Raw genomic sequence first — 23,170 nt, forward strand, 5'->3', positions numbered from 1 at the left:
AACAACCTCCTTATGGTAAGAAAACGTAGCCTTCCAGCTCTTTGGGATCCGTCACCGGCGTCCTGGCGCTCCAGCTTGCCTCCGGCGTCCAGTTGTCGGCCAGCAGCGGCGCCAGCAGCAGCGTATTGATCGATACCGTTTCCCAGACGGTGAACTCGTTTTGATCCACCGCATAATCCTGGATCGGCACATGGCTGCGCCAGAGCGGCAGATTGTTTTGCAGGTAAACGGCGATGGCGCCGGCGTTGGGGCTGACCGTGGAGCGCAGCCGGCCGGGCATCAGGCTCTTGTTGACTGCGGAGAAATTGGCGTCGCCGCGGGCGCTTTTGTTGAGCATCCAGACGTATCCGACCGCGGAAGAGGCCAGGCCGTTGTTGCCAAAGGTGTATGCCGTAATGCCCGGCACCGGGTCGAAGGTGCCGTTGGCCCGGTTGAGTTCGTCGATTTTGGACAAAAACCGGCACGGCGAGACTTTGCCGACGCCGGTGGTCATGGCGCGGCCGAGCGCGTTGGCGCCGGTCAGGTTGTTGACGCTGTGCTGGATCGCCGTTTTGTATTTTTCCTCGCCGGTCAGGTAATAGGCGGCCGCCCAGAGCTGGCCTCTACAGCCCGGATGGCAATTGCCCCAGGCGACGGCGGCGGTGTAGTAGTTGCCGGGCGGAAAGGTGACGTCACGGTAGGCAAATTGCGCCTGGGCGGAAATCCAGTAGTCGGCTTTGGCGATGATCCAATTGCGCATATAGTCGCGGTACGCCGGCAGGGCGTCCAGCTCGGCCAGCTCCCAGAAAACGTTGCGGAAAAAAGCGTCGTCGATATCGAACAGCCGCTGGTATTCCGCCCATGCTTCCCCGGTCATATAGGTCAAATACTTGGCATCGCCGGTCAGCAGATAGAGCTGTCCCGCTGCCCAGAATTGATATTGCATCCGGTAGGTCAGCCAACCGCGATCCGGGTTGTAATTTTCCGGCTCGTCAAAAGTGTACGTCTGACCGCCGAGCGATACCTCGAAGTGGGCCAGGTTGTCAATTCCCCAGTCAAAGGCCCGGATGGCGCTGTCGGCGTACAGATCGGCCTGTTTGACCGCGCCGGCCAGCTTGAGCGCCCGCGACAACTGCGCGGCGGTCAGCGCATAGTGCAGCGAGCTGCAGGCGGTCGGCTCGGACATGCAGAACGGCTCCATTTCGGCGGCCGCGTCGGCCTGGGTCGGATGGCGCGAACACTCGATCCAGCCGGATATCCCGCCGTGCGCGCGCTGGGTGCGCCGCCAGACATCGCACCCCCACATCGCCTCGCTTAAAATATCCGGGATCCCGTTGCCGCTCTCCGGCAGATTGAGCTGGTTGTCGGTAAACTTATCCGGATACATCAGATAGGCGCCGGCGAGCGAGCGGACGCCGCCCATGTGCATATCGCGGCGGTCCCAGTCGGCCGCGTCCCACCAGCCGCCGTAAACATCGCGGTGCGGCACATTGCGCCACTGATAGCGGATGATGTTAAAGGCGCTCAAGCTCGCCCAGTTGCCGGCCGAATCCTTGAACGCCTCCAGGTTTTTGTAGTCGCCCGGAAACGGCGCCTCATAGGTGATATCGTGACTTTTCGCCATCGGCCAGCCGGTGTGCGGCGCGGCTTTGGCGATGCCGGACCGCTGGTGATACAGTCCCCGCGCGTGGATAAAAAACAACTTTTCAGCGACTTTCCGGCCGATCGAAAACGGCCAGGACCAGCCGACGCCCGGCACGTGGATGCGATAAGTTCCCTCCGTCGTCAGTGCCGAAAAATCCATCTCATAGACAATTTCGCCGCTGATTTTACGGGTGGCGCCGAGCGTATAGCCGCTGTCTTCGACGTCGCGCAGCACCGGCGTCCCGGTGTGGACGGTCTCGCCGGCGGCGTTGACGACGGCAAAGCCGGCCGCGCCGACCTGATAAGTCCCATACGATCCGAGCCAGGCGCCGAGGTAAGCGACTTTGGCGGCCGAATCGGCCGGATACCCCTCCTGGTTGACCTTGATTGCCCGGCTTGGCGTCGCCTGGCCGGCAACAAACGTCACCGTGTTGCCGTCGCCGTCGGAGATTGTGTAACCGGTTCCGTCGACCATGTCGAACGGCAACCGCAGATAGGCGAAATGGGTGATGTTGGCCGCCTCGATCCGGTAGCGCCGGGTCTGATCGTAAACATCGGGCACTTCCCAGGCGCCGGAGGCGCTGGACCAGCTGCCCAGCCAGGTTGTCGCCTGGTTGTCAATCTGAAAATAGTCGTCGGCGTCATAGTTGTCCAGGATACGCGGTTCGTAATCGGCCTGCAATTCGATCATCGAGTAGCGATAGTAAAAATCATGCAGGTATTCGGCTTTGTAGCCATTCCGGAAATTCTGCTCCATAGCCGGCAGCGTGCCGGTATACTCGGCCCGCAGCCTGGCGTTGTAAAAATCCTCATAATTGCCGCCGACGGCGACAGTGTTTTTGTCGATCACAAACACTTTCAGATCGGCGGTCAGCGGGACGGCGGCGATATCGGCCGGCTTGCCCTCGCGGGCGCGCGGCGAATCATTGAGCTGCGGCGGCTTGGGCGTCGTTTCGCCGCCGCCCGGATCGTCCTCGAAGACGTAGCCGGCCAGCGACGCCTCCGATTGCACCTCGGCCAGCGTCAGCGGCCGGTCAAAGATTTTCACTTCATCGATCAACACATTGTCCTGGGTTTTGTTGTCGTGCATGCCGATGCCGAACGAGTGATCGGCGCCGCCGATGTTGGTTAACCGCGAGGCATGGCTTTTATAAACCAGCACCCGGCTGGTCTGTTTGGCGACGCCGTTGATGTACAATTGCGTGTCGAAATACCAGGCGTTGTTGAGTTCTGCGGCGGTCAGGCCGTCCGCCTCGGTCAGCGGCGGAGTGACGGTCAGGCAAAGATGGCTCCAGGCGTTTTGCGTCGCCCAGTCGCCGGTATAGGTCGGCGAGGTGTTCATCCAATACAGGCAAACCGCCTGATAGCTGAGGCTCAGCCCCAGGCAGGTTGTCGCGGTCGTCCCGTCGTACCAGCGTACTTTGGTGCTGTTGTTGCGTCCCGCGGATGCGGTTTTGACGAAAAACGACAGGCTGAAACCGCCGGCCGAGGGATCGATTTCGACGCCGTCGGTCCAGATGCCTTTTTTGCCCGGATCGGTCGTGTAAAGTTTGGTCTGATAAGAGGCGCCGCGAACGCCGTCGAGCGAGTAGTCGATCGCTTCACCCTCGACGGCGTTGGCGCCGGCCAGATGGTGGACGATTTCCTCGGCGGAGTTGTTCAGCGGCCAGTGATAGGCCGGCTGCAAAGCGCTGGCGGCCCGGACCACCCGGTAAAAAGTCAGTTTGGCCGCTGCGTCGCCGTAGCCCCAGACGGTCGATTGGTCCGGCGTGACCGGCCTGGCGTAAAGATGCCCGAGATGGGCGCCGACGCCGAGATCGGCCGGCAGGTTGATTGTGACGGTCTGTGTCCCGGTATAGACCGTGGCCGGCAGATCAAAAAGATCGCATTCCAGCGTCCAGCACCCGGCCGGCGGGTACGGCGTCACGGTGACGGTAAAACTGTTTTCATCGACCGGAACGATTTTGGCCGGGTACTGCTCGCCCTCGACGGCCCGTTCGCCGGATACGCCGTCCAGCGACGACGACATCGACAACCGGTCATAGGCGGCCGGCGGGTACACCTGGGTATCGTCGTCGGCCTGTACCCGGACAACATCGCTGCGGATGCCGTCCCGGTAGATAAAAACATCGACAATCGGCCGGGCAATGCCGCCGGTAAACGCCAACAGCGCGTTTTCATCGGTGACGCCGGCGACCGAATAGCCTTTGCCCTTGCGGACGGTGCCCAGCGTCGCCCAGTCGCCGGCGAACCAATAGACGGCGCGGCCGCCGGCGCCGTTGACCAGCGCCGGCGCGGCGTCAAGATCGACGGTGATATCCAGCGGCGCGGCCAGGGTGATCGCCTGTCCGTCAACCGCCAGGTTCAGCCCGGAGCCGGCCAGGGTGATTTGTCCGGTCAGGTCGCTGCCGCCGCACCGGATCGCCGACATCGCCACATGGGTATGACCGGCCGCCGCTTTGCCGTCCAGCAACGTTTGCAGATTGGTCACATCGGCAATCGGATGATCATGGACGGCGTTCGCCAGGCCGAGCATTTCGGCCGTCAGCGTAAAATTGCCGTACTGATCGGGATAGTACCCTTTAATCGTATAAATACGCATCGGTCAACTCTCCACGATAAAAACTTGATACTTGACGCCGGCAACTTTGGCAAACGCCTCCCATTGCGCCGCGGTGCCGACAAAGACCTTGAGCGTCGTGCCGTCAGCCGTCGCCAGGTTCTGTACCGCCGCCGCCGCGCCGGCTGCCGCCGCGTTGACATTGATCGTGATGGTGTTGCCGACGACGTCAAAGGCGACATTATCGCCGGGCGCCACCTGCACCGCGCCGGATATCACGCTGTTGCCGATCTGAATGCCGGAGACCAGCTCGTGCGTATGTCCGGAGTCCGCCTTGCCGGACAGCGCCGCGGAGAGGCCGGTAATCGAGGTGACGGCGTGTTGATGTGCGGCCGGCGCCGCATTGAGCAGTTCGGCGGTCAGGTTGAAATTGCCGTTTTCATCCGGAGAAGTGTGATTGACCGTGTAGTCAAGTGTCCCGCCGCCGGTGGCGCTGATGATTTTGGCGCCGGTTTCGGCATTGTCGGAGATTGAGATGTTGGCGCCGGCTTCCAGTTTCGGCGCGGCCGTCAACGCCTGCTGCGCTTTGTTCAATGCGTCGCCCGATTCGGTTTTGGCCGCCTGGGCCACCTGGGCCGCGCCGGTCGCCGCCGTCACCGCCGCCGTCGCCTCCTGCCGGGCGGCGCGGATATCCGCTGCCGACTGTTCGACCGCCGCCGTCGCTGCCGCCGCTGATTGTTCGATTGCCGACAGATCCTCCGCCAGCCCGGATACCTCGCTGATAGCATGCCGGTGCTCCGCCGCCGCTTTGCCGGCCAACGCCCCCTCCAGGTTGACGATATCGCTTTGCGCGTGACGGTGGGCCGGGATCGTGCCATCGCCGGCAGTCGGGCCGCCGCTCGGCACTTCAAATTTTACATCACTGGCCATAAACAATCTTCTCCAAAGTAATTTTTTTTACGCCGGCCAGGCTGTCTTTTCTGGCCCAACCATCCTCGATAACACCCCGGATGAATTTAACCGCGGCGGCATAGAGCGCCAGGTAATCTGCCGGACAGTCGATCGTCAGATAGCCGTCCTGGGTCTTGATTTTGACCGGGTATATCAATGCATGGCGCAAATCGCATTCGGCCTTGAGATTGCATTGATTCTCAAGGCTCAGCCAAAAACGATGATCTCGATAAACAAAGCCGGATAGTATCTTGGCATCGGTTTCGGCGTCAATCCGGCCGGAGGCGCGGCGCAGCAGCTCCGCCCGGTCGGAGGTCCAGCGGCCGTTGGTCAGGCGGTGACAGTCCGACGGCGGCGGTTCGGCCGAGCAGTCAGCCGGAAGCGGCCCGGGCGCATCGATGACGATGCCCTCCCGGTGTTCCTCGGAATAGACGGTTTTACCGCGGTGGTCCTCCTCCTGCAGCCATTCCCGGCCATTCCACCGCGCGACGTGTCCCACCTTGCGGCGCGGACGGACGGTGACGGCGTCAGGCGGAATCAGGTAACATTCCCGTTTCTCAACCCGGCTCAGCTCCGGATCGGTCGCGGCGTCACCGGAGCCGGAATAATACCCGTTTTTGTCAAAATAATAGAGCTTCATATTAAAAAAGCCTCCTTCAGTAGCGGATTATGAATTTAACAGCGGCGTAGGGCGGCAGCACTTCGGCGGAATTTTCTTGGAGTGCGACATCGAAAGCGTACGCGTTCCCCTCGCGCCCGGTTGGGATGTGCGCGGAGCGGCCGCCGCCGGACGGGACCGTGACGACGCGCCCCGGGGAATACCCGTATTCGGCGTCCAGCTCGCGGAAGGTCAGATCCAGCCCGGCTCGCGGCGACTGTCCGCCGCCGGTTTCGCCGGAAGCGGCGCCGCCGCGCAGAAACCGGGTTCGCAGATTCGGCAGATTGAAGGTTGTGGCCCCGTCTCCCGCACCCCATGCCGTACCGATTGCGGTGAAAAGCGCCGCGTAAAGTGTCCGCGACACCGCCGCGCCGGCACACTCGAGGAAACCGGCCGGGATAACGTTCCCGGCGTAAGGCATGATCGCGCCTGGCGGCATGGCCGAGAGCGGAGCGTAGAGGTCGCCGTGGGTATGCCCGATTGGCGAATAGCGGCTATCATGGCCGTGCCCGATTGGCGAATAGCGGTCGTCGTGGTTATGATTGAGCGGCGCGTACAGTCCGGACAAATCCTGCTGCCAGGTTTCAGCGTTTACGGTGATTCCGGTCAAGTCTGCGACGTTGACGATCTGCAGCCCGAAATTTTTGATGATTACATTGCCGGTTGAAAAGCCGGAAGTCTTGACTTTGTGCTGCGCCGGCTGCACCGCCACCGCCACCAGCGTCGAACCGGAAGCCAGGCCGACGATATTAAACGAGAAATCGCCGACCGCGGCGTCCAGCACCGCCGACCAGACCGCGCAATCCGCCGCCAGCAGCCCGGAAGTAAGCGCCGTGGCGGTGTGTCGGGTCTCCGCCGCGGTCAGCGTGAAATCGGCCGGCGGCGCCGCCGAGACGTCGAGGCCGTCGCGATAGCCGAACAGCATTTTGTCGATGGCCAGCGCCTGGCGGTTCGCCTGGCACGCGGCGATCAGCGCCCGCCCGGCGGTGGTGATAATACAGTTACTCATATTGGCTCCCCCAAAAGTTGCCGCCCATCGGCCCGGTGCCCCGGGTCTTTTTTTCGCTTCGCGTCAAAAAGCCGCGGGTACTTTTCGCGGCCCCTGCGAGTATGGTTTCATTCATATTCTTTCACCTCGAAATTAAACTTGAATTGCAGATTTTTCGGCAAACGGCTGTTCAGATCCAGATAATTCTGGGCCAGCGCCACCACTTCGGTCGAGACGTACACTTTCGCCACCTTGACCGGGTCGCCGAGGCTGCCGGCTCCCTCCGGAGCCAGCCCCATCAGCACCGGCGGCACCCGGTGCGCGGCCCGCACGTCGTCGGCCGAAATGTTTTTCACATTCGCAAATTCGTCTTTCTGCGAAATGTCGCCGATGTTCATCAACTGAAAAGCGTTTTCGCCGCCGTTCGGAATATGCAGAAAAACCGATTTGAAGTTGCCGACGCCTTTGCCGTCGCGAAATTTTTCCAGCAAAGCATCGCGCAGCGCCGGCTGCAGCTTCGGATCGCGTGAGTAGAGGATATACCCCAAATGAGCGCCGTTGACGAAATAGCGACGCCGGAACAATGTGGCGTCTTGATTCAGCAGCGCCGACTGCAATCCGCCTATCCAGTCCGGAATCCCGTAAATCTGCTGGCAGGGATCGTACTCTTTCAGGTGCAGCACCTGGTCGGGCGTATAGTCCTGATACCGGCCGCCGTTCAGCAGCCGGCGCAGCTTCACTCCGTCGGCCTTGACCCGCATGTTCAGTCCCGGCAGATGGCGCAATCCGGCAATGCCGCCCAGCCGGTTGCGTTCCACCAGCAAGTATGAATTGCCGAACGTCAATAAATCAATCAAGTTCGCGCGCAAATCCGCCACCGGCAACGGCCCGGAAATATAGGTTTTTGCCGTTTGATTGCGCCGGAACACAATGCAACTGCCGTGCTGGCCGTTGGCGCTGCGCATTTTCGCCAGGCCCCACAGGTCGATCGGCGGCACGTAGTATTCGCCGCACGGCGTCGGGAATACCCCCAGATAGTCCAGGATCCGTTCGCCGTGCACCGGCTCCGGCTCCCCGAATGTGAAACACGCCTTGTCAATGTCAATATCCATCAATCAAATTCCTTTCCCGCAGTTGCGGGTACGGCGCAAGCCGCACGCAATGACGGAGGGTGTGGCCTCCGAAAAGTACCCGGAGCTTTGCGGAGCAAAGACCCGAGCCTCAAATGGCGAGGGCAACTTTTTGGGAGAATCAATATGAACATCCATTCTCGAAGTTGTGAGTACGGCGCGAGCCGCACGGAACAACGAAGAGCGAGGCTCCGAAAAGTACCCGGAGCTTTGCGGAGCAAAGACCCGAGCCTCAAATGGCGAGGGTGGCAACTTTTTGGGAGAATCAATATGAACATCCATTCTCGAAGTTGTGAGTACGGCGCGAGCCGCACGGAACAACGAAGAGCGAGGCTCCGAAAAGTACCCGGAGCTTTGCGGAGCAAAGACCCGAGCCTCAAATGGCGAGGGTGGCAACTTTTTGGAGAACATCAATAAACCGCCTTGAAATTATTGGTTGTGCAATCAATAACGAACGGCCGGACGCCGAGCTGCCCCGGCGTCGCCGGCTGTTCAAGGATATAACGGCGGCAGGTGCGGCCGTAAAGCGCCACCAGCTGTTCAAACAACCCACGGTACGGCGCGAATTTCGCGTCGTCAAGCTGTACGACGATCACGTCCCAGTCCCGGCCGTCGGTGCGCTCATGCTGCACCAGGCTGCCGAGCTCCAGCCGTTCCCAGATCCGCATGAAGCCGACGACGCTTCCGGCGTCCAGCGAATTGGCGAACGCGTGTTTGACCCGGCGCCGGAAAAGCGCGTCGCCTTCACCGGACAGCCTGGTGACGCCGCGGTGCCAGGCGAGCAGCGCCAGCACCGGCTGTGGACAACTCTCCGCATCGGCCAGCGCCGACAGCCGATCGAGCGCCGCCCGCAACCGGTCGAACATCGCGCCGGCGACCGCCGCCACGTTCCGGAGCACCGGCCCGTTCTGCCAGAATTTCAGTTTGATATCCACTATTCAGCCTCCGTCACCGTTACGCTGGACAGCTTCGGCAACTCCAGAGCGGACGCAATGTCGCCGCGGTTGAATTGGATGCTCAACAGCCCCGGTACCGCCGCATGCAATTCGCTGGCCAGCCGGGAAAAACTGAACGTCGAGAACGGCCAGCAATGAGTCATTGTAAAATTTGAATTATCCCAGAACGCGCATTTTATCCGCTGTTGAATTTCGGTCTTTGCCGCAGCAGCGGCGGCGGCGTCCAGCGCGGTGTCGAGCCGGACGGTCGCGGTCAACTCGTAGTACGTAACCGGGATGGTCTTGCATTGCAAATCGTCGCCGTGGCCGTGGTTGCCCCGGGCCGCGATGTAATCGTTGAGATCGGCCAGATAATCGGTAGGCACGGTGCCGGCGTCGAAAATGATAAAACAATCCGCCGAGCCCGGCCCGCGCGGCGCCGAATGGTCGAAGTACACCCGATCCGGCCGGACGCCGGCGCGTTCGGAGATCATCGCGCGATACTTCGCGTCGGTGTGCCAGTCGCCGACGCTCAAAAACCGGTCGCGGATCCGGAGCCGCAGCTCCCCGTCGGTCTCCTCGTCCGCCCCCGGCTGCGCCAGATAGTCGGCCGCGTTGGTCACGGCGCCGAGCCGCGGCACGTCCGAATCCAAAATTGAATAATAACCGGCGCCGAGGTTGTAGCCGCTGCCGGCCGCTTCGGCTTCGACCGGCACGACGGCCGTTTCGGCGTCTTCGGCGATCACCGCCGCCGCGGTGGTGGCGACGCGGTAAATTGTGCCGTTTACGGCAATCGTCCGGACACGGGTTCCGGCCGGGATTTCGACGGGGCCGACCGCGCCGGCCGCGCGTGAAAAGGTAATTTTGCCGGTCATCTTGACCGCCGGCTTGCGGGTCAGCCCATGCAGCCAGGCGTGCAGGTCAAGCGCCGCGCCGGTCGCGGTCTTGACATAAAAGCCCGGAACCGCCGCCGTCACCAGATAGCGCGCCAGTTCGCGCGCCGGCGCCGCGACCGCCGACCGGACGAAACACCAGAACGCCGAATATTTCGACGGGTTGGCGATCGGCAGATGCGCGGCGTCGGCCAACTGCCGCATGTCGGATTCAAACGCCGCGTCGTCGGCCGGAAAGCCCGCCGCGATCACGCCGTCGAAAAAGATTTTCTGCTCCGGCGTCAATTTGCTTCGATCAATCATGAAAAAAACTCTCCTTTCCGCACCGTTGCGGCTTGACAAATCGCCGATTCAGCGTTAATTTGCTGTATAAACCTAAACGCTTGGGTTTTAATTATTATGTTTTGCAGGAAAGGTTTTGAGAACAATGCCGACGATACTGCGGATCGGGCCTTATCGGTTCTTCTTCTACAGCAATGAGGATGGCGAACCGATCCATGTTCACGTGATACGCGATCAGGTCGAGGCGAAATTCTGGATAAAACCGGCGCGTCTTGCCACAAATAAAGGCTTTCCCGAGCATGAATTGCAGAAAATCGCCCAACTGGTTGCAGAAAATGAGGAGACCATAGAAAATGAGTGGAATTGTCGAAAAAGCCGCTGAAGTGCGGTTCATCAGCCCCGAAGGGCTGTATCTCATCGTGGAGGGGCGCGGTTATTTCGCGGCTTTCCGCGACTTTCCATATTTGGCCGACTTGCGCGGGCGTGAAGTGTTCGACCTCGAATATTGCGGAAACGGCCATATCCGCTGGGATGCCGCCGATATCGACTTGAGCACCGAAATTTTGTCCGCGCCGGAGAAATTCCCGCTGGTGATGCACCCGGCGGCGAATCCCGCCGCGCAACTTGGGAAACGCGGCGGCGCCGTCCGTTCCGGACGCAAAGCTGCCGCCAGCCGTTCCAACGGGGCCAAAGGGGGCCGTCCGGCTAAAAAGAAAATTCTCGCGTAACGCCGCATAAAAAGCCAGTCCCAACCCGACGGCCAGCAAAACGGCCGCCGCTTTTCTTTTATTCATATTGTAAAGCCTCCGAAAAAGTTCCAAATTCATACGTGCGCCCGGCCAGCAGATAGCCGCCGGCTTCGGCCGTCAATATCACTGAACCGGGAACAATCCGCTTGTCATCTTCGGCCAGCGCGACAATCTTCTGCTCCGCCAGCTTGCGCCGCGCCGGCGACCGTTCGCCGATCAGCGCCGTCAGCAGCCCGCTTTCCCGCAGCGCATGTTGCAGATCCTGCAAAATCACGTCGCGGTCGTAGATGATCCGCGCCTGCACATCGTCCAGCGCCAGGTCGTCATCCAGAATTTCAATATCCGAATAAATCATTTCAGTTAAGAGTTGAAAGTTTGAAAGTTGAAAGTTATGGGAATCCGGACTACAGTATCCATATGAGCAGTCCGATTCAGGAAAAATCTTATCAGTTTGCGCTTCGCGTGGTTAAAATGTATCAACATCTGACCGTGGAGAAGCGGGAATTTGTGTTGTCCAAACAGGTGTTGCGCTCCGGTACCGGAATCGGCGCCAACGTCCGGGAAGCCAATGGAGCGCAATCCGATCGGGATTTTCTTGCCAAGCTGACGATCTCGTATAAGGAAGCGTTGGAAACCGAATACTGGCTGATGCTTCTCCGTGACACGGATTACCTCTCTGGAGAAGCCGCTGAAAGTATTCTCAGAGACTGCCGCGAACTCATGCGCATGCTCGGCAGCGCCAAAATCACACTTCAAAATAAACTTCACAATACCACCTCCTGACATTTTCTCAACTTTCAACTTTCAAACTTTCAACTCTCAACTCTACCCTCTCTCCGCCTTTTCTCCCCCAACTTTCAACTTTCAAACTTTCAACTCTTAACTCTACCCTCTCTCCGCCTTTTCTCCCCCAACTTTCAACTTTCAAACTTTCAACTCTTAACTCTACCCTCTCTCCGCCTTTTCTCCCCCAACTTTCAACTTTCAAACTTTCAACTCTTAACTCTACCCTCTCCTCTTAGCTTTGCAGCATCATATAGTCTTCAAGTTCGCCCGGCCCCGGAAACGCGGTCGTGTTGATTGTAACGCCTCCATAGTTGGTGGTTCGATTGTTGACGCTGCTCCGGATGCCGCCGGCTGCCACGTCGGGATTGCGGCGCTGCGCGGTCGCCTGGGCCATCACCGGCTCGTTTTCGCGCATGTCCCGGACTTCGACGCTGCCGCCGCCGGTGATCCAGCTCCAGAATTTGCCGATCGCGCCGGTAACGGCGTCGATCACGCCGAGCACCGTATCCAGCGCCGCCCGGACGCCGCCGGCGACACCGTCCCAGATCCAGCCGAAAAAGTCGCCGATCGCCGTTCCTATCGCCCGGATTTTCTCCCACAGCCAGGCGAAGCCGGCCGCGACAAAGTTCCAGACGCCGGAAGCGATATCTTTTATGACGTCCCATTTCCGGAACGCCAGGACAATCCAGCCGACCGGCCCCAGCAATGCCAACAGCCATTCACCGAAGCCGGCAAAGAAAGCCTTGAGCTTCTCCCAGCACCACGCCGCCGCGCCGACGACCGCATTCCAGCAATCGACGGCGGCCGCCGCAAGGTCATCCCACCAGTAAACCAGCGCCGCAATCGCCGCAATCAACGCGACAATGCCGACGACCAGCCAAGTGACCGGGTTGGCCAGGAGAGCCGCCGTGAACGCCCAGACCGCCGCAATCGCCGGCAGCAGCGCCGCGTTCAGCAGCCAGACTGCGCCGGCGTAAACCAGCATGCCGACTTTCTGGGCGATCATCACGGTATTCTGCCACACCAGCGCACCGGCCAGCTTGATGTTCGTCCAAGTGAACATACGGCATAATTTCACCGCCGGCCCCATTGTTTTGGCCCACAACATTTGCGTAACCGCGTTCAGGCGCTGGGCGAAAGTCATCGAATGCGTCGCCGCCGAATTTTTCAGGCACCAGGCCCAGACAATCCGAAGTTCCATTCCCAAAGCACGGATAAATTTAATTACGCCCATAACAGTCATTGCCGCGCCCCATGCCGTGGAAAAACCGGTAATGGCGATTGCCGTCAACGCGAAAGCCCAGCGCAGCGGCGGCAGATTGTCCAGCAGCCAGGCAATCATCGACATGAATCCGGACGCCGCCCATAGCGCGGCATTGACCGCCGGCAGCAAAGTACGCCCCAACGTGACCCGGATTGAATTCAGCATTCCCTTGAAAGAATCCAGTTGATCGGTCAGATCCTTTGCCATCTTCTGCGCCGGGCCGGTGTCGGACACTTTTTGCAATGTGGCGATATTGTCGCGCAACGCGGAGGTTTTGCCGAGCATGGAGGTGATCGCCGCCACCGCCTCGTCGGAGCCGAACGCTTTTTTCAGCTGCTGCGCCTCCATGATATCGATCGTGTCGCCATAGCGCGCCTGAATTTTGTCGAGAATATCGGCCATCGGCAGCATGTTGCCGGAGGCGTCGGCAAAATTCATGCCGAGCTTTTGACCGGCTTCGCCGGCCTTGCCGAGAAACGCCCGGTACTGCGTCGCGGCGACGCTGCCGGAGCCGGTCACGGTCTGCAGCATGCCGAGCACGCTCATCTGTTCGTCCATGCCGACGCCCTTGCTGGCGCCGGCCGCGCCCAGTTGCGCGAAAGCCGCCTGCATGTTCATGCCGTCGGTGCGGAACATCTTGACCGCCTCGGCGGTCTTGCCGGTCAACCGGTCAATCCACTCGGCCCGGCCGATTTTCGCCGCGTCTTTCTCGAATACGCCGAGCATCGTCGACATGTAGCCGGTGATCGTCCCGGCGTCGGCTTTGGTCGCCCTGGCCAGCAGCGCGCTGTTGACGGTGAACTTGGCCAGTTCGCCGTTCTCCAGTCCCTGAAACGCGCTTTGAATCGCATAACCGGATTCGACGATATCGGCCGCGCTGCCGCCGAACTCGCGGGAGAATTTCAATGCCTCTTTGCCGAGTTTCTGAATCTCATCTTCCGCCGCCCCCAAGGAACGGATGCCGCCGAGCGCTTTCTCAAATTCCCGCGCCGGGCCGGTCAGGCCGTTCAATGACAGGACTGCTCCGGTTAACGCCGCACTGCCTTTGCCAAACATTACAAATGCTTCGCGGCTTTTTTCCTGTACCTTTTCCAGCGATTTGCACAACCCTTTCGACGGGCCGCTCAATTTATCCAGCAGCAATACGCTGAACGTTAATTTTTCCAATGCCGAGTTCATATTTGACTTTTTCGGAATAGCGTTATATAGTAATGTCAGTTAAGTATTTGGCGCTTGTTAAACAACGGTGGTGAAACATGGGCATTTTAATAGTTTTTATAGGACTTGTTTGTCCGATTTTGTTCATCATCCTTGCTCCTATTATGAAAAAGTCAAGAGACTGACTCTTTCTTTGTTTGTATTTTTCCTGTTATTTGTTGTTATTTGCGAAACTCCGCCTCAAAGGGCAGAGGACTTCCATCTGTAAATATTTTTACAGTCTTCCAATTAAAGATTATCTTCTGGTTGCGGTTCGGGCAAAAATCGGACACTATTATTGACGACAACTCTTGAATGAATTCAAGGTTTCGCATTTTGCTGTTCCACTCTGAAATAGCACTCGCAAACTGTTTTACATGATCCCCTCGGATCAAGGAGCAAACGAACGACGTGCTAAAAAGAACCGAATTTCACAGTCACAGCAAACAGAATCTCCGAAACTACTTAAATCTTATTCACTTGCGGATACCATGTAATCACGTTCCTGGAGCCACACGGCCCGAAGCGCATAGAGCAATTTCTTGCCGATGATCGAAATAGCCCGTTGTGGACTGGCCCCCTTATGAAGCAAGGCTCCATATCTGGCCCGAATCTCCAGATTGTACGACACCGACCTCCACGCCGACTGGATCAGGATGGCATGCAGTTGCTTTTTCTTGCGATTCCCGGCGGATTTGACGGCCTCGTGTTCGCCGCTGCCGACCAACCTCGGTGCGAATCCCACATACGAGCTCAGCGAATCCTTGTCTTCAAAGCGCAGCAAGTCCCACAATTCGGCCTGCAGCATCACCGCCGTATGAAACCCGACGCCAGGTATACTCTGTAGATGCTTCTGTACTTTGTCGCGCTTCAAACGCTTCAGACACCGCCGTTCATCGCGGATCACATGCAGTTTCTCTTCTCTGAGAAAACGCAGTTCCCGCAACATGCTCTGCAAGGCATAATCGTAACGCTTTGCCGCGTCCGCATACATCATTTTCAAAGAACTTCCAGACCAACTTCCAAACTTCAACCCCATGAAATTCAGGTGTCCTTTGATCCGGTTTTTGACCCTGGTTATATTGCCGGTCAGTTTCGTTTCACGTCTGACCAGGTTTCTCAATTCCAAATTATCTTCAGGCGGAATATAGATCCCTTCCAATGTCCGGTTCTCCAGCTTCCGCGCCAATTGTCGGCTGTCCACGGCATCGTTCTTGCGGTCGCGCTCCTTGCCGCTGGTCGGCACGTCCGCCGGGTTGATTACGATATTCTCAATCCCGAGCTCACACAATCGCCGGTGCGCCCAGAATCCGCTGAATCCTGCCTCGTAAACGCTCCGGTACTCGGCGCCCGGATAGTTCATCTTCAGATACTTCGCCAACATCTCAGGGCTCGGATTCATGCTGAACTTGTCCAGTTCACGGTGGCAATGCCGCAAATTCACCACCCAACTTTCCTTGTGCACATCAATTCCGACAAATATCACTTGACCTTCGAACGATACCGTGCTACATTTTCTCATGGCTGATGTCTCCTTTTGTGATGTTTTAACTGTCTGCATGACTCTGTCCGTCAGAGCCGATGTCTTATTTTACAGTATCACATCTTTGAGAATCAGCCTCTTTCATTTCATAACCGCTACCTCATTCCTTTTTACCATAGCAACTGTTTTTTTCATTGCCGGAATCCGCATGGTTTATCATACCGTTTTCTGTCCGCCTAACCACCCGGCCAATATCGCATTCCGCCGCCGCCGGTGGCTGGATGATCACCCGAACGCGTCTAAAACTCCGTTTGACGAAACACTGGCGAAAATCAAATCCGGCAAATAATCACCCGCCGAACATCGTTTTCAACCGTTCCCAATAATCCCATTCCAGGAATTGCGCTTCGGCCAGGCAGTCCGCGTCGATCGGCCGGCCCGGGAACCATTTCCGGGCGTAGACGCAGAGCAACGCGTAACTGCCTTTGTCATTTTTCAATTGCTCGAAGCGCCGTCCGACTTTTTTAATTCAATCTCGACTTTCGGCCGGAACTCCTCGATCAGTTTGCCGGCGATATCCACCGCCAGCCCCTGGCCGATCAATTCGTTCAGCGCCGCGAGCTGCGCCTTGTCGGCCAATGCCCGGCGGACAAAATTCGTCGCCGGCACCGTCTTGCTGGTCGCCTGGATCGCGTCGACAAATTCGTTATAAAGAGCCAGCGAAACATTAAACGCAAAATCAATCTTCCCGATAATCAGAACAATACTTTTTTCTTTCATGGTCTTCACTTTCAACTTTCAAACTTTCAACTCTCAACTCTCAACTCTTCCCCAACTTTCAACTTTCAAACTTTCAACTCTTAACTCTTCTTACTCTTCCTCGGCCGGAACGTAGGGTACGCCGTCGATCTTCACGAAATCCGGGCTGGTCACGTCGAACGGCAGTTCGAAAGCGGCTTCGTCCGAACTCGACTTGTCGATATCCAGGAGCTTGTTGACTTTTACCAGGCAGCCGAACACCTCGATCTTCAATTCGTCGTTGTCGCCGGCGGTGGCGAACGCCACAATGTCGAACGTGTCCATCTCCTGCCAGCTTCCGGCCGCTTTTGCCAGTTCGGTAAACGCCCGGAGGCCGTCGCGGTCGACGGTGATGGTTCCGGAGGCTTCCACGTCGCCGCGCAGCCGCCCGTTCGGCCGGCCGTTCCGCTTGGCGGTGGTCGAGTTGTCGGTAATGTCGAGGGTGAATTTCTGCACTTTCAGCGCCGCGACGCCGAGGTCGAGCGTGAAGCTCATGCCGTTGAATCTTTTTACAGTCATAATATCGGGTTCTCCTTATTAGTCGTTGGACAAATCCAATCCCAGATACACAGTAATCTTCTTCGGGCAGTTGTAGGGTTGCGCGGTGATGGCGATCGCCACCTCGGTCTTGCCCGTCCAGGTGATGGCGATCGCGTCGTCGCCGGGCGGATAGATCATCGCCGGAAATTCAATCCCGCCCATCACGAAAGATTTTGCCGCGTCGCGCAGCGGCCCGGCGAAATAAGTCTTATTCTGGGCAATCGACGCGGCGGTGCTGTTCAGCCGCCGGTCGCCGATCCGCCGGATCGCCCGGATTCGGACGCGGCGCGCCAGGTAGTCGATAATCCGCCGGTACTCCACCACCTGGAAGTCGCCGCCCTCGGCGTCGAGCATCGGATGGTCAGCCCAGTAAATGCCGTCGTAGCCCGGATACCACTGGGGGACGCTGAACCGCGCCTCGGCCAGCGCCTTGATCGTCGGCATATCCAGCGGCGCTCCCGGCCCGTCGACCGGAGCCGCGCCGAGGCCGGTCACCGCGCCGGTCATCGTCCGCATCGGCGTGTCGGCGATCGAGGCGGACGGATTGCACAAGCGGCCGCACACCGCGCCCAGGTTGTTGCCGTGCAGCAGCGGCACGATCGCCACCCGGTCGGCGGCGACGCCGGTATTCAGTTCTTTGAGCTTGGCCAGGTAGGCCGACCAGCTTTCGGCCGAACCGATCGAGGCGCAACAAAGGTTCACAAAAACGAATTTCGCATAGCGCGAAACGATGCTTTCGGCGCAGCTCTGCGCCGCCAGGACTTCCGCCTGGCTGCTTACCGGGTCACAGACTGCGATCGCTTCGACGTTCAAATCGTGCGGTTTTTCCAGCGCGGCCAAAACCGCGGTTTTCCAGTCCTCGTCCGCCTCCAGCGCGATCGCGTAGGCGAAAAATTCCGTGTCTTGCGCGTTGGCGACCGCCGCGGCGAGTTGCGTTTTAAGGTTGCTCGCCCCGGCGCCGAACAAACTGTCCAGGTCGCTGCCGGCGCCGACGGTCAGAATGCCCGCCTGTGCGCCGTCCGCCGCCGTCCCCACGTACAGAAAAGTTTTCTCGCACTGCTTGAACGCGCCCTGCGAATCGTTGACCTGTGTTACCGTAACGCTGCCGATTGCCATAATTTTTTCCTTTTTTTTTAAGATTTTTCCTTGAAAAACCTAACGTTTGCTTATATATTTTATGAACTGAGCTTAAGGATTGCATCATGCCGATAATATTTTATTTTAAAGGATTCGCCATCAAGTTTTGGTTGAACGAGGAATCGCGCTGTCATGTCCATGCCGTAAGTCCCGAGGCCAAAATAAAAATCTGGCTGGAGCCGAAGATTGAAGTGGCGCAGATTGCCGGCAACATAAATCCATCGTTGTTGAATGAACTACTGAAAGAGGTGAAAAAGCATGAACGGGAATGTCGAAAAAAGTGGAATGAACGTTTTCCAGGCTGAGTTTCTCAGTCTCGACCAGGAAGGAATTCATGTTGTGATTCACGGGCGGAACTACCACCTGAAGCACGCGGATTATCCTTGGTTCCGTTATTGCACTCTGGAAGAACTGTGCCATGTCACCGCCGACCGTTGGGGCGTTTACTGGCCTCAGGCCGAAATCGACTTGGAAATCGAATCCCTGGAACATCCGGAAAATTATCCGCTCAAGGTCAGCGTCGACAAGTGGATGGAAATCCGCCGCCGCAAGGCTGCCGCCGTCATGGGCCGGATGACTTCCGCCCGCAAGGCTTCCGCCAGCCGCGCCAACGGCGCCAAAGGCGGCCGCCCGAAGAAGACCGCCGCTCCCGCTCCGGAATTGGCCGGTCATTAATTCTTCCGCGTTTCCGCATACCGCGGCTTGACAAACGTCAAATGCCGCGGTATTTTTATTTCCAGTTGCGATTAACGTCGCAACTCGCCAAGTCAACCGCGGAGCTACCAACTCCGGAAAATGGCGTGAGGTTGATTTTTTTATGTATGTTGCAAAACAGCATAAAAAGGGTACAATTTTAGGCTTTTGGAGGAAACCGTTACGGGTGGTGCCGGCGGGATGGTGCGTTAACACCGAATCCAAAAGCCTTTTTTGCGCCCGCGGAGGTTTTCTCATGAGAAACCGTTTCACCAGTTGGCAGCCCTCGTTCCGGGAGCTGGTCGCGCTGAAAGTCGAACTGTCCAAACTCCGGAAGCAGACCGCGCGGCTCCGCGAACGGCTTGCGGCGCTCGGCCTGGCGGACGCGGAACTGCCGGAACTCTCCGACGTGCAGCCCGCATACGCGGCGATCGGCCGCGAAATCGTTTCCCGGAGGCTCTGCCCGTGTTTCAGCGTTTGCGCGAAAGCGCAGGGAAAGGCGGTGTCGAAATGAGCGGCGGAATCATCGACTCGTGCAAACCGGGCATTTTCGCCGGGCCGAACGAACTGGAACGCCTCGCCGGCATCCAGCGGAAATTGACGCTGGTCGGAGTTGCGGAACGGCGGCACGCCTCGCTCTATTTTGAATCCCGGATGGTGCCGGCCCATACGCTGGTCGACGTCCCGATGGACAAGCTGCGCCGGCTGCTCGGCAGCGATTATCCGGAGCTGGACAAGCTCAACGACCGGCAAATCGCCTCGGTCTGCGCGCTCCTGGCCAACTCCTGCAACGACCTCAAATACCGCCTCGGCGAAGCGGTGCTGGAATGTCCCGGGCTTGCCGACGCCGAACGGTCGGTGGTTTACCTGGCGATCATCAACGCCTGAACGGAGATAAAAGCGATGAAAAATCAGACCGAAAACTTGTTGGCCGCCGACTTCAGCGGCGAAAACCGTCAGGAAATCATGCACCGCTTCATCACCGCGCACCCGATGCTTGCCGGGCTGCGGCCGGAGCAGACCGTTGAAATCGTCCGGCTGGTCGATTACGCGAACGGCGTTTTGAAAGAGCAGCTCCGCGGCGAATTGCGGAAATCCGGGTTGAACACCCGTCAAATCCGGCTGCTGCTGCCGATGCTGTTCAGTTAGGAGCCCGGCCATGAATGACCCGCCGGTCAAAGGCGGCTGCGGCCATTCGGACGCGGAAGCCGAGTTCTCCGGGCTGGCCGGCGGCTGGTGCCTGATCGCGGCGGCCCTGTTCGCCGTCGTCGCGGCATTCGCGGCATAAGCCAACCATTCCAACCCGGCGGCCAATAAAACGGCCGCCGTTTTTCTTTTCGCATCGCCCACTTCAGTTCACCAGATGTTGATAATTTTTCTTTTTGAACTTCACCTCAAGGTCGCGCAGCATGGCGTCGCCCCACAGCTTGCGCTGCTTCGGGTTCGCGCCCAGGAACGGCCGCGCCGGCGTTTTAATGTTCCAGGACGCTTTCACTTTCTTCAGATAACCGGCGGCCAGCGACACCGGAACATTCTCCATAATCCATTTCAGCGGCCGACGAAATCCGCACCGGATCAATTCGGCGGCCAGCTTTCTATCGCACTTTTCCAGCCATTGTTTGCCAGGATCCGCGACGAGGTTCTCCAGCTTTGCCCGCTGGTATTCTTCAATTCCGCCATACTGCTGCCGATAAGCGACTTCGCCGACCGAGATTTTGCGCCGGCCGCCGTCTTTCATTTTGGTCGGCTTGTACGGGAAATACACTTCGGCGGCATTGTCGCCGACCATCCGGACGCCCATCCAGCGCCCTTTGGCGATTTTTTTCAGCATCGGCCCGGTCTTGCCGGAACGCGGACTGCGCGGCGCGAACGGCGCGCCGTCCACCGTCTTCTGCCGCTCGGTATTCTTGCGGGCCTGCATTTTCGCCAGGTAGCCGACCCGCTTCAGGTACCGCCGCTTTTCCGCCGGCGACAGCTGCAGCAGTTTCACCGCCTCCAGCGCCTCCTTCATGCCGATCATTTTCATTTGTACGGCGTCAGCCATCGTGTTATTCCTCCGACTCGGTCGGCGCCTGATTGACGGTGCCGCGCTCGGCGTAATCGACCAGGTATTCGGCGACGCTCCATTTGCGGCCGCACCAGTCCAGCGCCTCCGGATCGTCGTCACCGGCCGGCGCCAGGTAGACCGGGTCGACAAACTCGACCGGCAACAGCACATCGATCAGCGTGTCGTCGTCCAGCGGGATGATTTCAGCCTCCGGATCCGGCAGCTTGTATGCGCCGCGGGTGTCGTCGTTGTCGTCGAGCCACGACCGCACGTACAGCGCCAGCAGCGACAACTGCGCTTCGGGCAGGCGCTCAATATAAATCCGGCCCGTGTAACGGAAATTGCAGAGGTGGTAGCCGTCTTCCGTTTCGTTGTGCCCGCCCTCCGGCAGCGCCAGCTTGTCGATCCAGGCGTCGAACTGCTCCGGCCGAATGCCGAGCAGAGTTAATTTTGTTTTGAGATACTTCCGCAATTCGTCAAATCGGTTTCTGATCATGATTCCCCCAAAAGTTGCCACCCGTCGGCCACGGGCCTCGGGTCTTTTTTTCGCTTCGCTTCAAAAAGCTGCGGGTACTTTTCGTAGCCCCTTGTGGGGTGCTGGCAACCCTTCGGGTTCCCATCCCCGCTCTCCGGTGTTCCGTGCGGCTTGCGCCGGACTCGCGCCCGCGAGATTTGAACTTTTAACTTTCAAACTTTCAACTTTGAACTCCTTTCCCAAGCCGGAGGAGGCAACTTCATTTTTTTTTTCATTCCTTTCCCGCCGTTCCGAGTACGGCGCAAGCCGCACGGAGGAACAGAGGGCGTGGCCTCCAAAAAGTACCCGAAGCTTTCGGCTTTGCTGAAAGTCCCGAGGCTCAAACGCCGAGGGAGGCAACTTTTTGGAGATTCATATTAGCTCCACATAAATCCGGTTGTTGCCGATGATCGCGGCGATCGCGTCGGCGGCAAATTCCCGGTATTTTTCTTCGGTGGCGTCGCCGCTTTTCACTGCGTTTTCGGCTTCCTTGCGCCGGTCGGCCTCATCGTTTCGCGCAGCAGTTCCGCTTTCGCCTCGCAATAAACCGCCCGCTCGAAATAGAGCGTCAACGCGCCGACGCCATCCACCGCATCCTGCGCGATCTCCGCCATCGTCGCGGCCGTCTGCCGTTCGCGCCACCGGCGCAACTGCCGGCAGACGGTCAACCCGGCCAGCCGCAGCTGCTCGATTACAATCTCATTCGGCAATTCGGCCGGGATCCGGTACAGCCGGCGAAACTTCCCGCCGCTGATGGTCGGCCAGAACCCGCCGAAATCCACATCCGGCAACGCGTCCGGCGCGCTTTTTTCGCCCCATTGCACCATTTTAACCTTTCCCGTCAGCCATCTTCCCGGCTTTCAATTTTCAAACTTTCAACTCTTAACTATCTTCCCTCTTCCCTCTCCCCCAACTTTCAACTTTCAAACTTTCAACTTTGAACTCGATAAGGGCGGCCGGCGGTGACGGCGCGGCAGGATCAGTTCTTAAAAGGCCGATCAAGCCATCCGTCAACCGCCGCCCGCGGGGTGAGTTATTCTTCCCCGAAAAGTTGCCACCCTCGCCGTTTAAGGCTCGGGTCTTTTCGCTCCGCGAAAAGCTGCGGGTACTTGTCGGGGGCCCCGCTCTCCGCCATTCCGTGCGGCTTCGCCGTACTCATGGCTTCGAGCAAGGTACTTTTTCATTATTCTTCCGTTTCCGTACCGCCGCCGCCGGCGTCCGGTTCTTTCGGCGCGCGCCGTCCGGCCTCGGCTTTTGCCGCCGCCGCCTTTTCCAGCCGGGCGATCAGGGTTTTCACCTTGACCGCTCCGGCGCCGACGTCCCGCGCCGCGACCGCATAGGCCAGCGCCTCGTCGATCGCTTCATTTTTTTCAGCGATCAGCGCCGCCAGCTTGTAGTATTTGGCCTTTATCACATCGTGCACCGGCCATTCCATCACCCGGCCGAACATGTCCGGGAAATACGGGTTCACGCTGCGGCCCGCGGCAAACTCCAGCGTCGCCCAGGTCAATACCGAATCCGCCCAGAACAGTTTCACGGTGTAGTCCTTGCCGAACGGCGGATGCGGCATCGCCTGATTGCGTTCGATCGCGGCGTCGGCCAGCCGCTGCGCGCCGGCCAGGTCGCCGATATCACAGCTCCAGATCAGACACCACATCAACACCGGGTTCTGATAATTTTCCGGCCCGGCCAGAAACGCTTCGACCATCGGCAGATATTGCGCGAGCAGCCGCTTTTTCCGTTCGCGCCTGGCTTCGCCCTGCGGCAGCTCGTGCAGCGCTTTCCGCGCGTTTTCGAGTTCCACGGTCAACAGCTCGAACGCGGCGTTTCCTTTGGCGGCGTCGGCCAGCGCCGCGGCGTCCTGCCGGCGCAGGATTTCAAGTTGCCGCCGGGCCGCTTCCTCGGCCCGCACCCGTTTCTGGTGTCGCATTCCGATGCTCAT

28 protein-coding genes are annotated in these 23,170 nt (G+C 58.8%); 9 read left to right on the top strand and 19 right to left on the bottom strand.

Features of this window, described 5'->3' with window-relative positions; genetic code table 11:
• Positions 1-10 precede the first annotated feature (10 nt).
• The 7 genes from HWX74_RS07985 to HWX74_RS08015 all read right to left on the bottom strand — a co-directional run bounded on the left by HWX74_RS07985 (position 11) and on the right by HWX74_RS08015 (position 10,041).
• Positions 11-4,225 carry a glycoside hydrolase family 9 protein gene (locus HWX74_RS07985; RefSeq protein ID WP_176013041.1) on the bottom strand — a complete coding sequence of 1,405 codons (4,215 nt, stop codon included), beginning with the start codon at positions 4,223-4,225 and terminating at the stop codon, positions 11-13.
• 3 nt (positions 4,226-4,228) lie between these two features.
• Positions 4,229-5,113, bottom strand: coding sequence for a hypothetical protein (locus HWX74_RS07990; protein ID WP_176013042.1), 885 nt, complete (start codon positions 5,111-5,113; stop codon positions 4,229-4,231).
• Positions 5,103-5,774 (bottom strand): hypothetical protein, encoded by a 672-nt coding sequence (locus HWX74_RS07995; protein ID WP_176013043.1) that lies wholly within the window; start codon positions 5,772-5,774, stop codon positions 5,103-5,105. Before HWX74_RS07995 ends, HWX74_RS07990 begins: the two co-directional genes overlap by 11 nt.
• 16 nt (positions 5,775-5,790) lie before the next feature.
• Positions 5,791-6,801 carry a tail fiber protein gene (locus HWX74_RS08000; protein WP_176013044.1) on the bottom strand — a complete coding sequence of 337 codons (1,011 nt, stop codon included), beginning with the start codon at positions 6,799-6,801 and terminating at the stop codon, positions 5,791-5,793.
• Between the two features lie 107 nt (positions 6,802-6,908).
• Positions 6,909-7,892 (bottom strand): phage portal protein, encoded by a 984-nt coding sequence (locus HWX74_RS08005; protein ID WP_176013045.1) that lies wholly within the window; start codon positions 7,890-7,892, stop codon positions 6,909-6,911.
• Between the two features lie 428 nt (positions 7,893-8,320).
• The gene (locus HWX74_RS08010; RefSeq protein WP_176013046.1) at positions 8,321-8,845 is read right to left on the bottom strand and encodes a phage tail protein; all 525 of its coding nucleotides are present in this window, start codon (positions 8,843-8,845) and stop codon (positions 8,321-8,323) included.
• Complete coding sequence (locus HWX74_RS08015; RefSeq protein WP_176013047.1) at positions 8,845-10,041, bottom strand: baseplate J/gp47 family protein; 1,197 nt, start codon at positions 10,039-10,041, stop codon at positions 8,845-8,847. Before HWX74_RS08015 ends, HWX74_RS08010 begins: the two co-directional genes overlap by 1 nt.
• A gap of 124 nt (positions 10,042-10,165) precedes the next feature.
• Here HWX74_RS08015 and HWX74_RS08020 point away from each other — a divergent pair, with 124 nt between their 5' ends.
• Positions 10,166-10,402 (top strand): DUF4160 domain-containing protein, encoded by a 237-nt coding sequence (locus HWX74_RS08020; RefSeq protein ID WP_176013048.1) that lies wholly within the window; start codon positions 10,166-10,168, stop codon positions 10,400-10,402.
• Positions 10,374-10,748 (top strand): DUF2442 domain-containing protein, encoded by a 375-nt coding sequence (locus tag HWX74_RS08025; protein ID WP_176013049.1) that lies wholly within the window; start codon positions 10,374-10,376, stop codon positions 10,746-10,748. The genes HWX74_RS08020 and HWX74_RS08025 overlap by 29 nt, the downstream gene beginning before the upstream one ends.
• 58 nt (positions 10,749-10,806) lie before the next feature.
• Here the strand turns inward: HWX74_RS08025 and HWX74_RS08030 are convergent, their stop codons facing one another.
• On the bottom strand, positions 10,807-11,124 hold the full coding sequence (locus HWX74_RS08030) for a DUF2590 family protein (RefSeq protein WP_176013050.1): 318 nt from the start codon (positions 11,122-11,124) through the stop codon (positions 10,807-10,809).
• Positions 11,125-11,180: 56 nt separating this feature from the next.
• Here HWX74_RS08030 and HWX74_RS08035 point away from each other — a divergent pair, with 56 nt between their 5' ends.
• Entirely contained in the window at positions 11,181-11,552 is a 372-nt protein-coding gene (locus HWX74_RS08035; RefSeq protein WP_368506820.1) for a four helix bundle protein, read from the top strand.
• A gap of 7 nt (positions 11,553-11,559) precedes the next feature.
• On the opposite strand, the gene HWX74_RS08040 is transcribed toward HWX74_RS08035, so the two are convergent.
• The 7 genes from HWX74_RS08040 to HWX74_RS08070 all read right to left on the bottom strand — a co-directional run bounded on the left by HWX74_RS08040 (position 11,560) and on the right by HWX74_RS08070 (position 17,953).
• Entirely contained in the window at positions 11,560-11,757 is a 198-nt protein-coding gene (locus HWX74_RS08040; RefSeq protein ID WP_176013052.1) for a hypothetical protein, read from the bottom strand.
• A 30-nt stretch (positions 11,758-11,787) separates the two neighbouring features.
• On the bottom strand, positions 11,788-13,998 hold the full coding sequence (locus tag HWX74_RS08045; RefSeq protein WP_176013053.1) for a phage tail tape measure protein: 2,211 nt from the start codon (positions 13,996-13,998) through the stop codon (positions 11,788-11,790).
• A gap of 490 nt (positions 13,999-14,488) precedes the next feature.
• A complete protein-coding gene (locus tag HWX74_RS08050) occupies positions 14,489-15,538 on the bottom strand; it encodes an IS110 family transposase (protein WP_176013054.1) in 1,050 nt (349 codons plus the stop codon).
• A gap of 310 nt (positions 15,539-15,848) precedes the next feature.
• Complete coding sequence (locus HWX74_RS08055) at positions 15,849-15,998, bottom strand: hypothetical protein (RefSeq protein ID WP_176011558.1); 150 nt, start codon at positions 15,996-15,998, stop codon at positions 15,849-15,851.
• The gene (locus HWX74_RS08060; RefSeq protein WP_176013055.1) at positions 15,995-16,279 is read right to left on the bottom strand and encodes a putative phage tail assembly chaperone; all 285 of its coding nucleotides are present in this window, start codon (positions 16,277-16,279) and stop codon (positions 15,995-15,997) included. Before HWX74_RS08060 ends, HWX74_RS08055 begins: the two co-directional genes overlap by 4 nt.
• 90 nt (positions 16,280-16,369) lie before the next feature.
• Positions 16,370-16,816: a phage protein gene (locus HWX74_RS08065; protein ID WP_176013056.1), complete on the bottom strand. Its 447-nt coding sequence runs from the start codon at positions 16,814-16,816 to the stop codon at positions 16,370-16,372.
• A gap of 18 nt (positions 16,817-16,834) precedes the next feature.
• Positions 16,835-17,953: a DUF2586 domain-containing protein gene (locus tag HWX74_RS08070; RefSeq protein ID WP_176013057.1), complete on the bottom strand. Its 1,119-nt coding sequence runs from the start codon at positions 17,951-17,953 to the stop codon at positions 16,835-16,837.
• 86 nt (positions 17,954-18,039) lie between these two features.
• Between HWX74_RS08070 and HWX74_RS08075 the strand changes: the two genes are divergently transcribed.
• The 6 genes from HWX74_RS08075 (at position 18,040) to HWX74_RS20480 (ending at position 19,955) form a co-directional block, all read left to right on the top strand.
• Positions 18,040-18,279 (top strand): DUF4160 domain-containing protein, encoded by a 240-nt coding sequence (locus HWX74_RS08075; protein WP_176013058.1) that lies wholly within the window; start codon positions 18,040-18,042, stop codon positions 18,277-18,279.
• 34 nt (positions 18,280-18,313) lie between these two features.
• Positions 18,314-18,649 carry a DUF2442 domain-containing protein gene (locus tag HWX74_RS08080; RefSeq protein ID WP_176013059.1) on the top strand — a complete coding sequence of 112 codons (336 nt, stop codon included), beginning with the start codon at positions 18,314-18,316 and terminating at the stop codon, positions 18,647-18,649.
• Positions 18,650-18,923: 274 nt separating this feature from the next.
• Positions 18,924-19,181 carry a hypothetical protein gene (locus tag HWX74_RS08085; protein ID WP_176013060.1) on the top strand — a complete coding sequence of 86 codons (258 nt, stop codon included), beginning with the start codon at positions 18,924-18,926 and terminating at the stop codon, positions 19,179-19,181.
• Positions 19,178-19,555: a hypothetical protein gene (locus tag HWX74_RS08090; RefSeq protein ID WP_176013061.1), complete on the top strand. Its 378-nt coding sequence runs from the start codon at positions 19,178-19,180 to the stop codon at positions 19,553-19,555. The genes HWX74_RS08085 and HWX74_RS08090 overlap by 4 nt, the downstream gene beginning before the upstream one ends.
• 15 nt (positions 19,556-19,570) lie before the next feature.
• Positions 19,571-19,816, top strand: coding sequence for a hypothetical protein (locus HWX74_RS08095; RefSeq protein WP_176013062.1), 246 nt, complete (start codon positions 19,571-19,573; stop codon positions 19,814-19,816).
• 10 nt (positions 19,817-19,826) lie between these two features.
• The gene (locus tag HWX74_RS20480; protein WP_303048095.1) at positions 19,827-19,955 is read left to right on the top strand and encodes a hypothetical protein; all 129 of its coding nucleotides are present in this window, start codon (positions 19,827-19,829) and stop codon (positions 19,953-19,955) included.
• Between the two features lie 63 nt (positions 19,956-20,018).
• On the opposite strand, the gene HWX74_RS08100 is transcribed toward HWX74_RS20480, so the two are convergent.
• The 4 genes from HWX74_RS08100 to gpM form a co-directional block, all read right to left on the bottom strand.
• Positions 20,019-20,711 carry a hypothetical protein gene (locus HWX74_RS08100; RefSeq protein ID WP_176013063.1) on the bottom strand — a complete coding sequence of 231 codons (693 nt, stop codon included), beginning with the start codon at positions 20,709-20,711 and terminating at the stop codon, positions 20,019-20,021.
• A gap of 4 nt (positions 20,712-20,715) precedes the next feature.
• Positions 20,716-21,210 carry a phage tail protein gene (locus tag HWX74_RS08105; protein WP_176013064.1) on the bottom strand — a complete coding sequence of 165 codons (495 nt, stop codon included), beginning with the start codon at positions 21,208-21,210 and terminating at the stop codon, positions 20,716-20,718.
• Between the two features lie 488 nt (positions 21,211-21,698).
• Positions 21,699-22,055 carry a head completion/stabilization protein gene (locus HWX74_RS08110; RefSeq protein ID WP_176013065.1) on the bottom strand — a complete coding sequence of 119 codons (357 nt, stop codon included), beginning with the start codon at positions 22,053-22,055 and terminating at the stop codon, positions 21,699-21,701.
• A gap of 356 nt (positions 22,056-22,411) precedes the next feature.
• Entirely contained in the window at positions 22,412-23,170 is a 759-nt protein-coding gene (gene gpM / locus HWX74_RS08115; RefSeq protein ID WP_176013066.1) for a phage terminase small subunit, read from the bottom strand.

The sequence above is a fragment of the Victivallis sp. Marseille-Q1083 genome (assembly GCF_903645315.1).
Classification (GTDB): Bacteria; Verrucomicrobiota; Lentisphaeria; order Victivallales; family Victivallaceae; genus UMGS1518.

Coding starts and splice junctions, on each gene's coding strand:
- HWX74_RS08030 (WP_176013050.1), bottom strand. CDS start 11,124: ATGATTTATTCGGATATTGAAATTCTGGATGACGACCTGGCGCTGGAC.
- HWX74_RS08065 (WP_176013056.1), bottom strand. CDS start 16,816: ATGACTGTAAAAAGATTCAACGGCATGAGCTTCACGCTCGACCTCGGC.
- HWX74_RS08020 (WP_176013048.1), top strand. CDS start 10,166: ATGCCGACGATACTGCGGATCGGGCCTTATCGGTTCTTCTTCTACAGC.
- HWX74_RS20480 (WP_303048095.1), top strand. CDS start 19,827: ATGAATGACCCGCCGGTCAAAGGCGGCTGCGGCCATTCGGACGCGGAA.
- HWX74_RS07985 (WP_176013041.1), bottom strand. CDS start 4,225: ATGCGTATTTATACGATTAAAGGGTACTATCCCGATCAGTACGGCAAT.
- HWX74_RS07995 (WP_176013043.1), bottom strand. CDS start 5,774: ATGAAGCTCTATTATTTTGACAAAAACGGGTATTATTCCGGCTCCGGT.
- HWX74_RS08075 (WP_176013058.1), top strand. CDS start 18,040: ATGCCGATAATATTTTATTTTAAAGGATTCGCCATCAAGTTTTGGTTG.
- HWX74_RS08110 (WP_176013065.1), bottom strand. CDS start 22,055: ATGGTGCAATGGGGCGAAAAAAGCGCGCCGGACGCGTTGCCGGATGTG.
- HWX74_RS08105 (WP_176013064.1), bottom strand. CDS start 21,210: ATGATCAGAAACCGATTTGACGAATTGCGGAAGTATCTCAAAACAAAA.
- HWX74_RS08000 (WP_176013044.1), bottom strand. CDS start 6,801: ATGAGTAACTGTATTATCACCACCGCCGGGCGGGCGCTGATCGCCGCG.
- HWX74_RS08070 (WP_176013057.1), bottom strand. CDS start 17,953: ATGGCAATCGGCAGCGTTACGGTAACACAGGTCAACGATTCGCAGGGC.
- HWX74_RS08085 (WP_176013060.1), top strand. CDS start 18,924: ATGAGAAACCGTTTCACCAGTTGGCAGCCCTCGTTCCGGGAGCTGGTC.
- HWX74_RS08025 (WP_176013049.1), top strand. CDS start 10,374: ATGAGTGGAATTGTCGAAAAAGCCGCTGAAGTGCGGTTCATCAGCCCC.
- HWX74_RS07990 (WP_176013042.1), bottom strand. CDS start 5,113: ATGGCCAGTGATGTAAAATTTGAAGTGCCGAGCGGCGGCCCGACTGCC.
- HWX74_RS08095 (WP_176013062.1), top strand. CDS start 19,571: ATGAAAAATCAGACCGAAAACTTGTTGGCCGCCGACTTCAGCGGCGAA.
- HWX74_RS08060 (WP_176013055.1), bottom strand. CDS start 16,279: ATGAAAGAAAAAAGTATTGTTCTGATTATCGGGAAGATTGATTTTGCG.
- gpM (WP_176013066.1), bottom strand. CDS start 23,170: ATGAGCATCGGAATGCGACACCAGAAACGGGTGCGGGCCGAGGAAGCG.
- HWX74_RS08005 (WP_176013045.1), bottom strand. CDS start 7,892: ATGGATATTGACATTGACAAGGCGTGTTTCACATTCGGGGAGCCGGAG.
- HWX74_RS08100 (WP_176013063.1), bottom strand. CDS start 20,711: ATGGCTGACGCCGTACAAATGAAAATGATCGGCATGAAGGAGGCGCTG.
- HWX74_RS08090 (WP_176013061.1), top strand. CDS start 19,178: ATGAGCGGCGGAATCATCGACTCGTGCAAACCGGGCATTTTCGCCGGG.
- HWX74_RS08015 (WP_176013047.1), bottom strand. CDS start 10,041: ATGATTGATCGAAGCAAATTGACGCCGGAGCAGAAAATCTTTTTCGAC.
- HWX74_RS08045 (WP_176013053.1), bottom strand. CDS start 13,998: ATGAACTCGGCATTGGAAAAATTAACGTTCAGCGTATTGCTGCTGGAT.
- HWX74_RS08050 (WP_176013054.1), bottom strand. CDS start 15,538: ATGAGAAAATGTAGCACGGTATCGTTCGAAGGTCAAGTGATATTTGTC.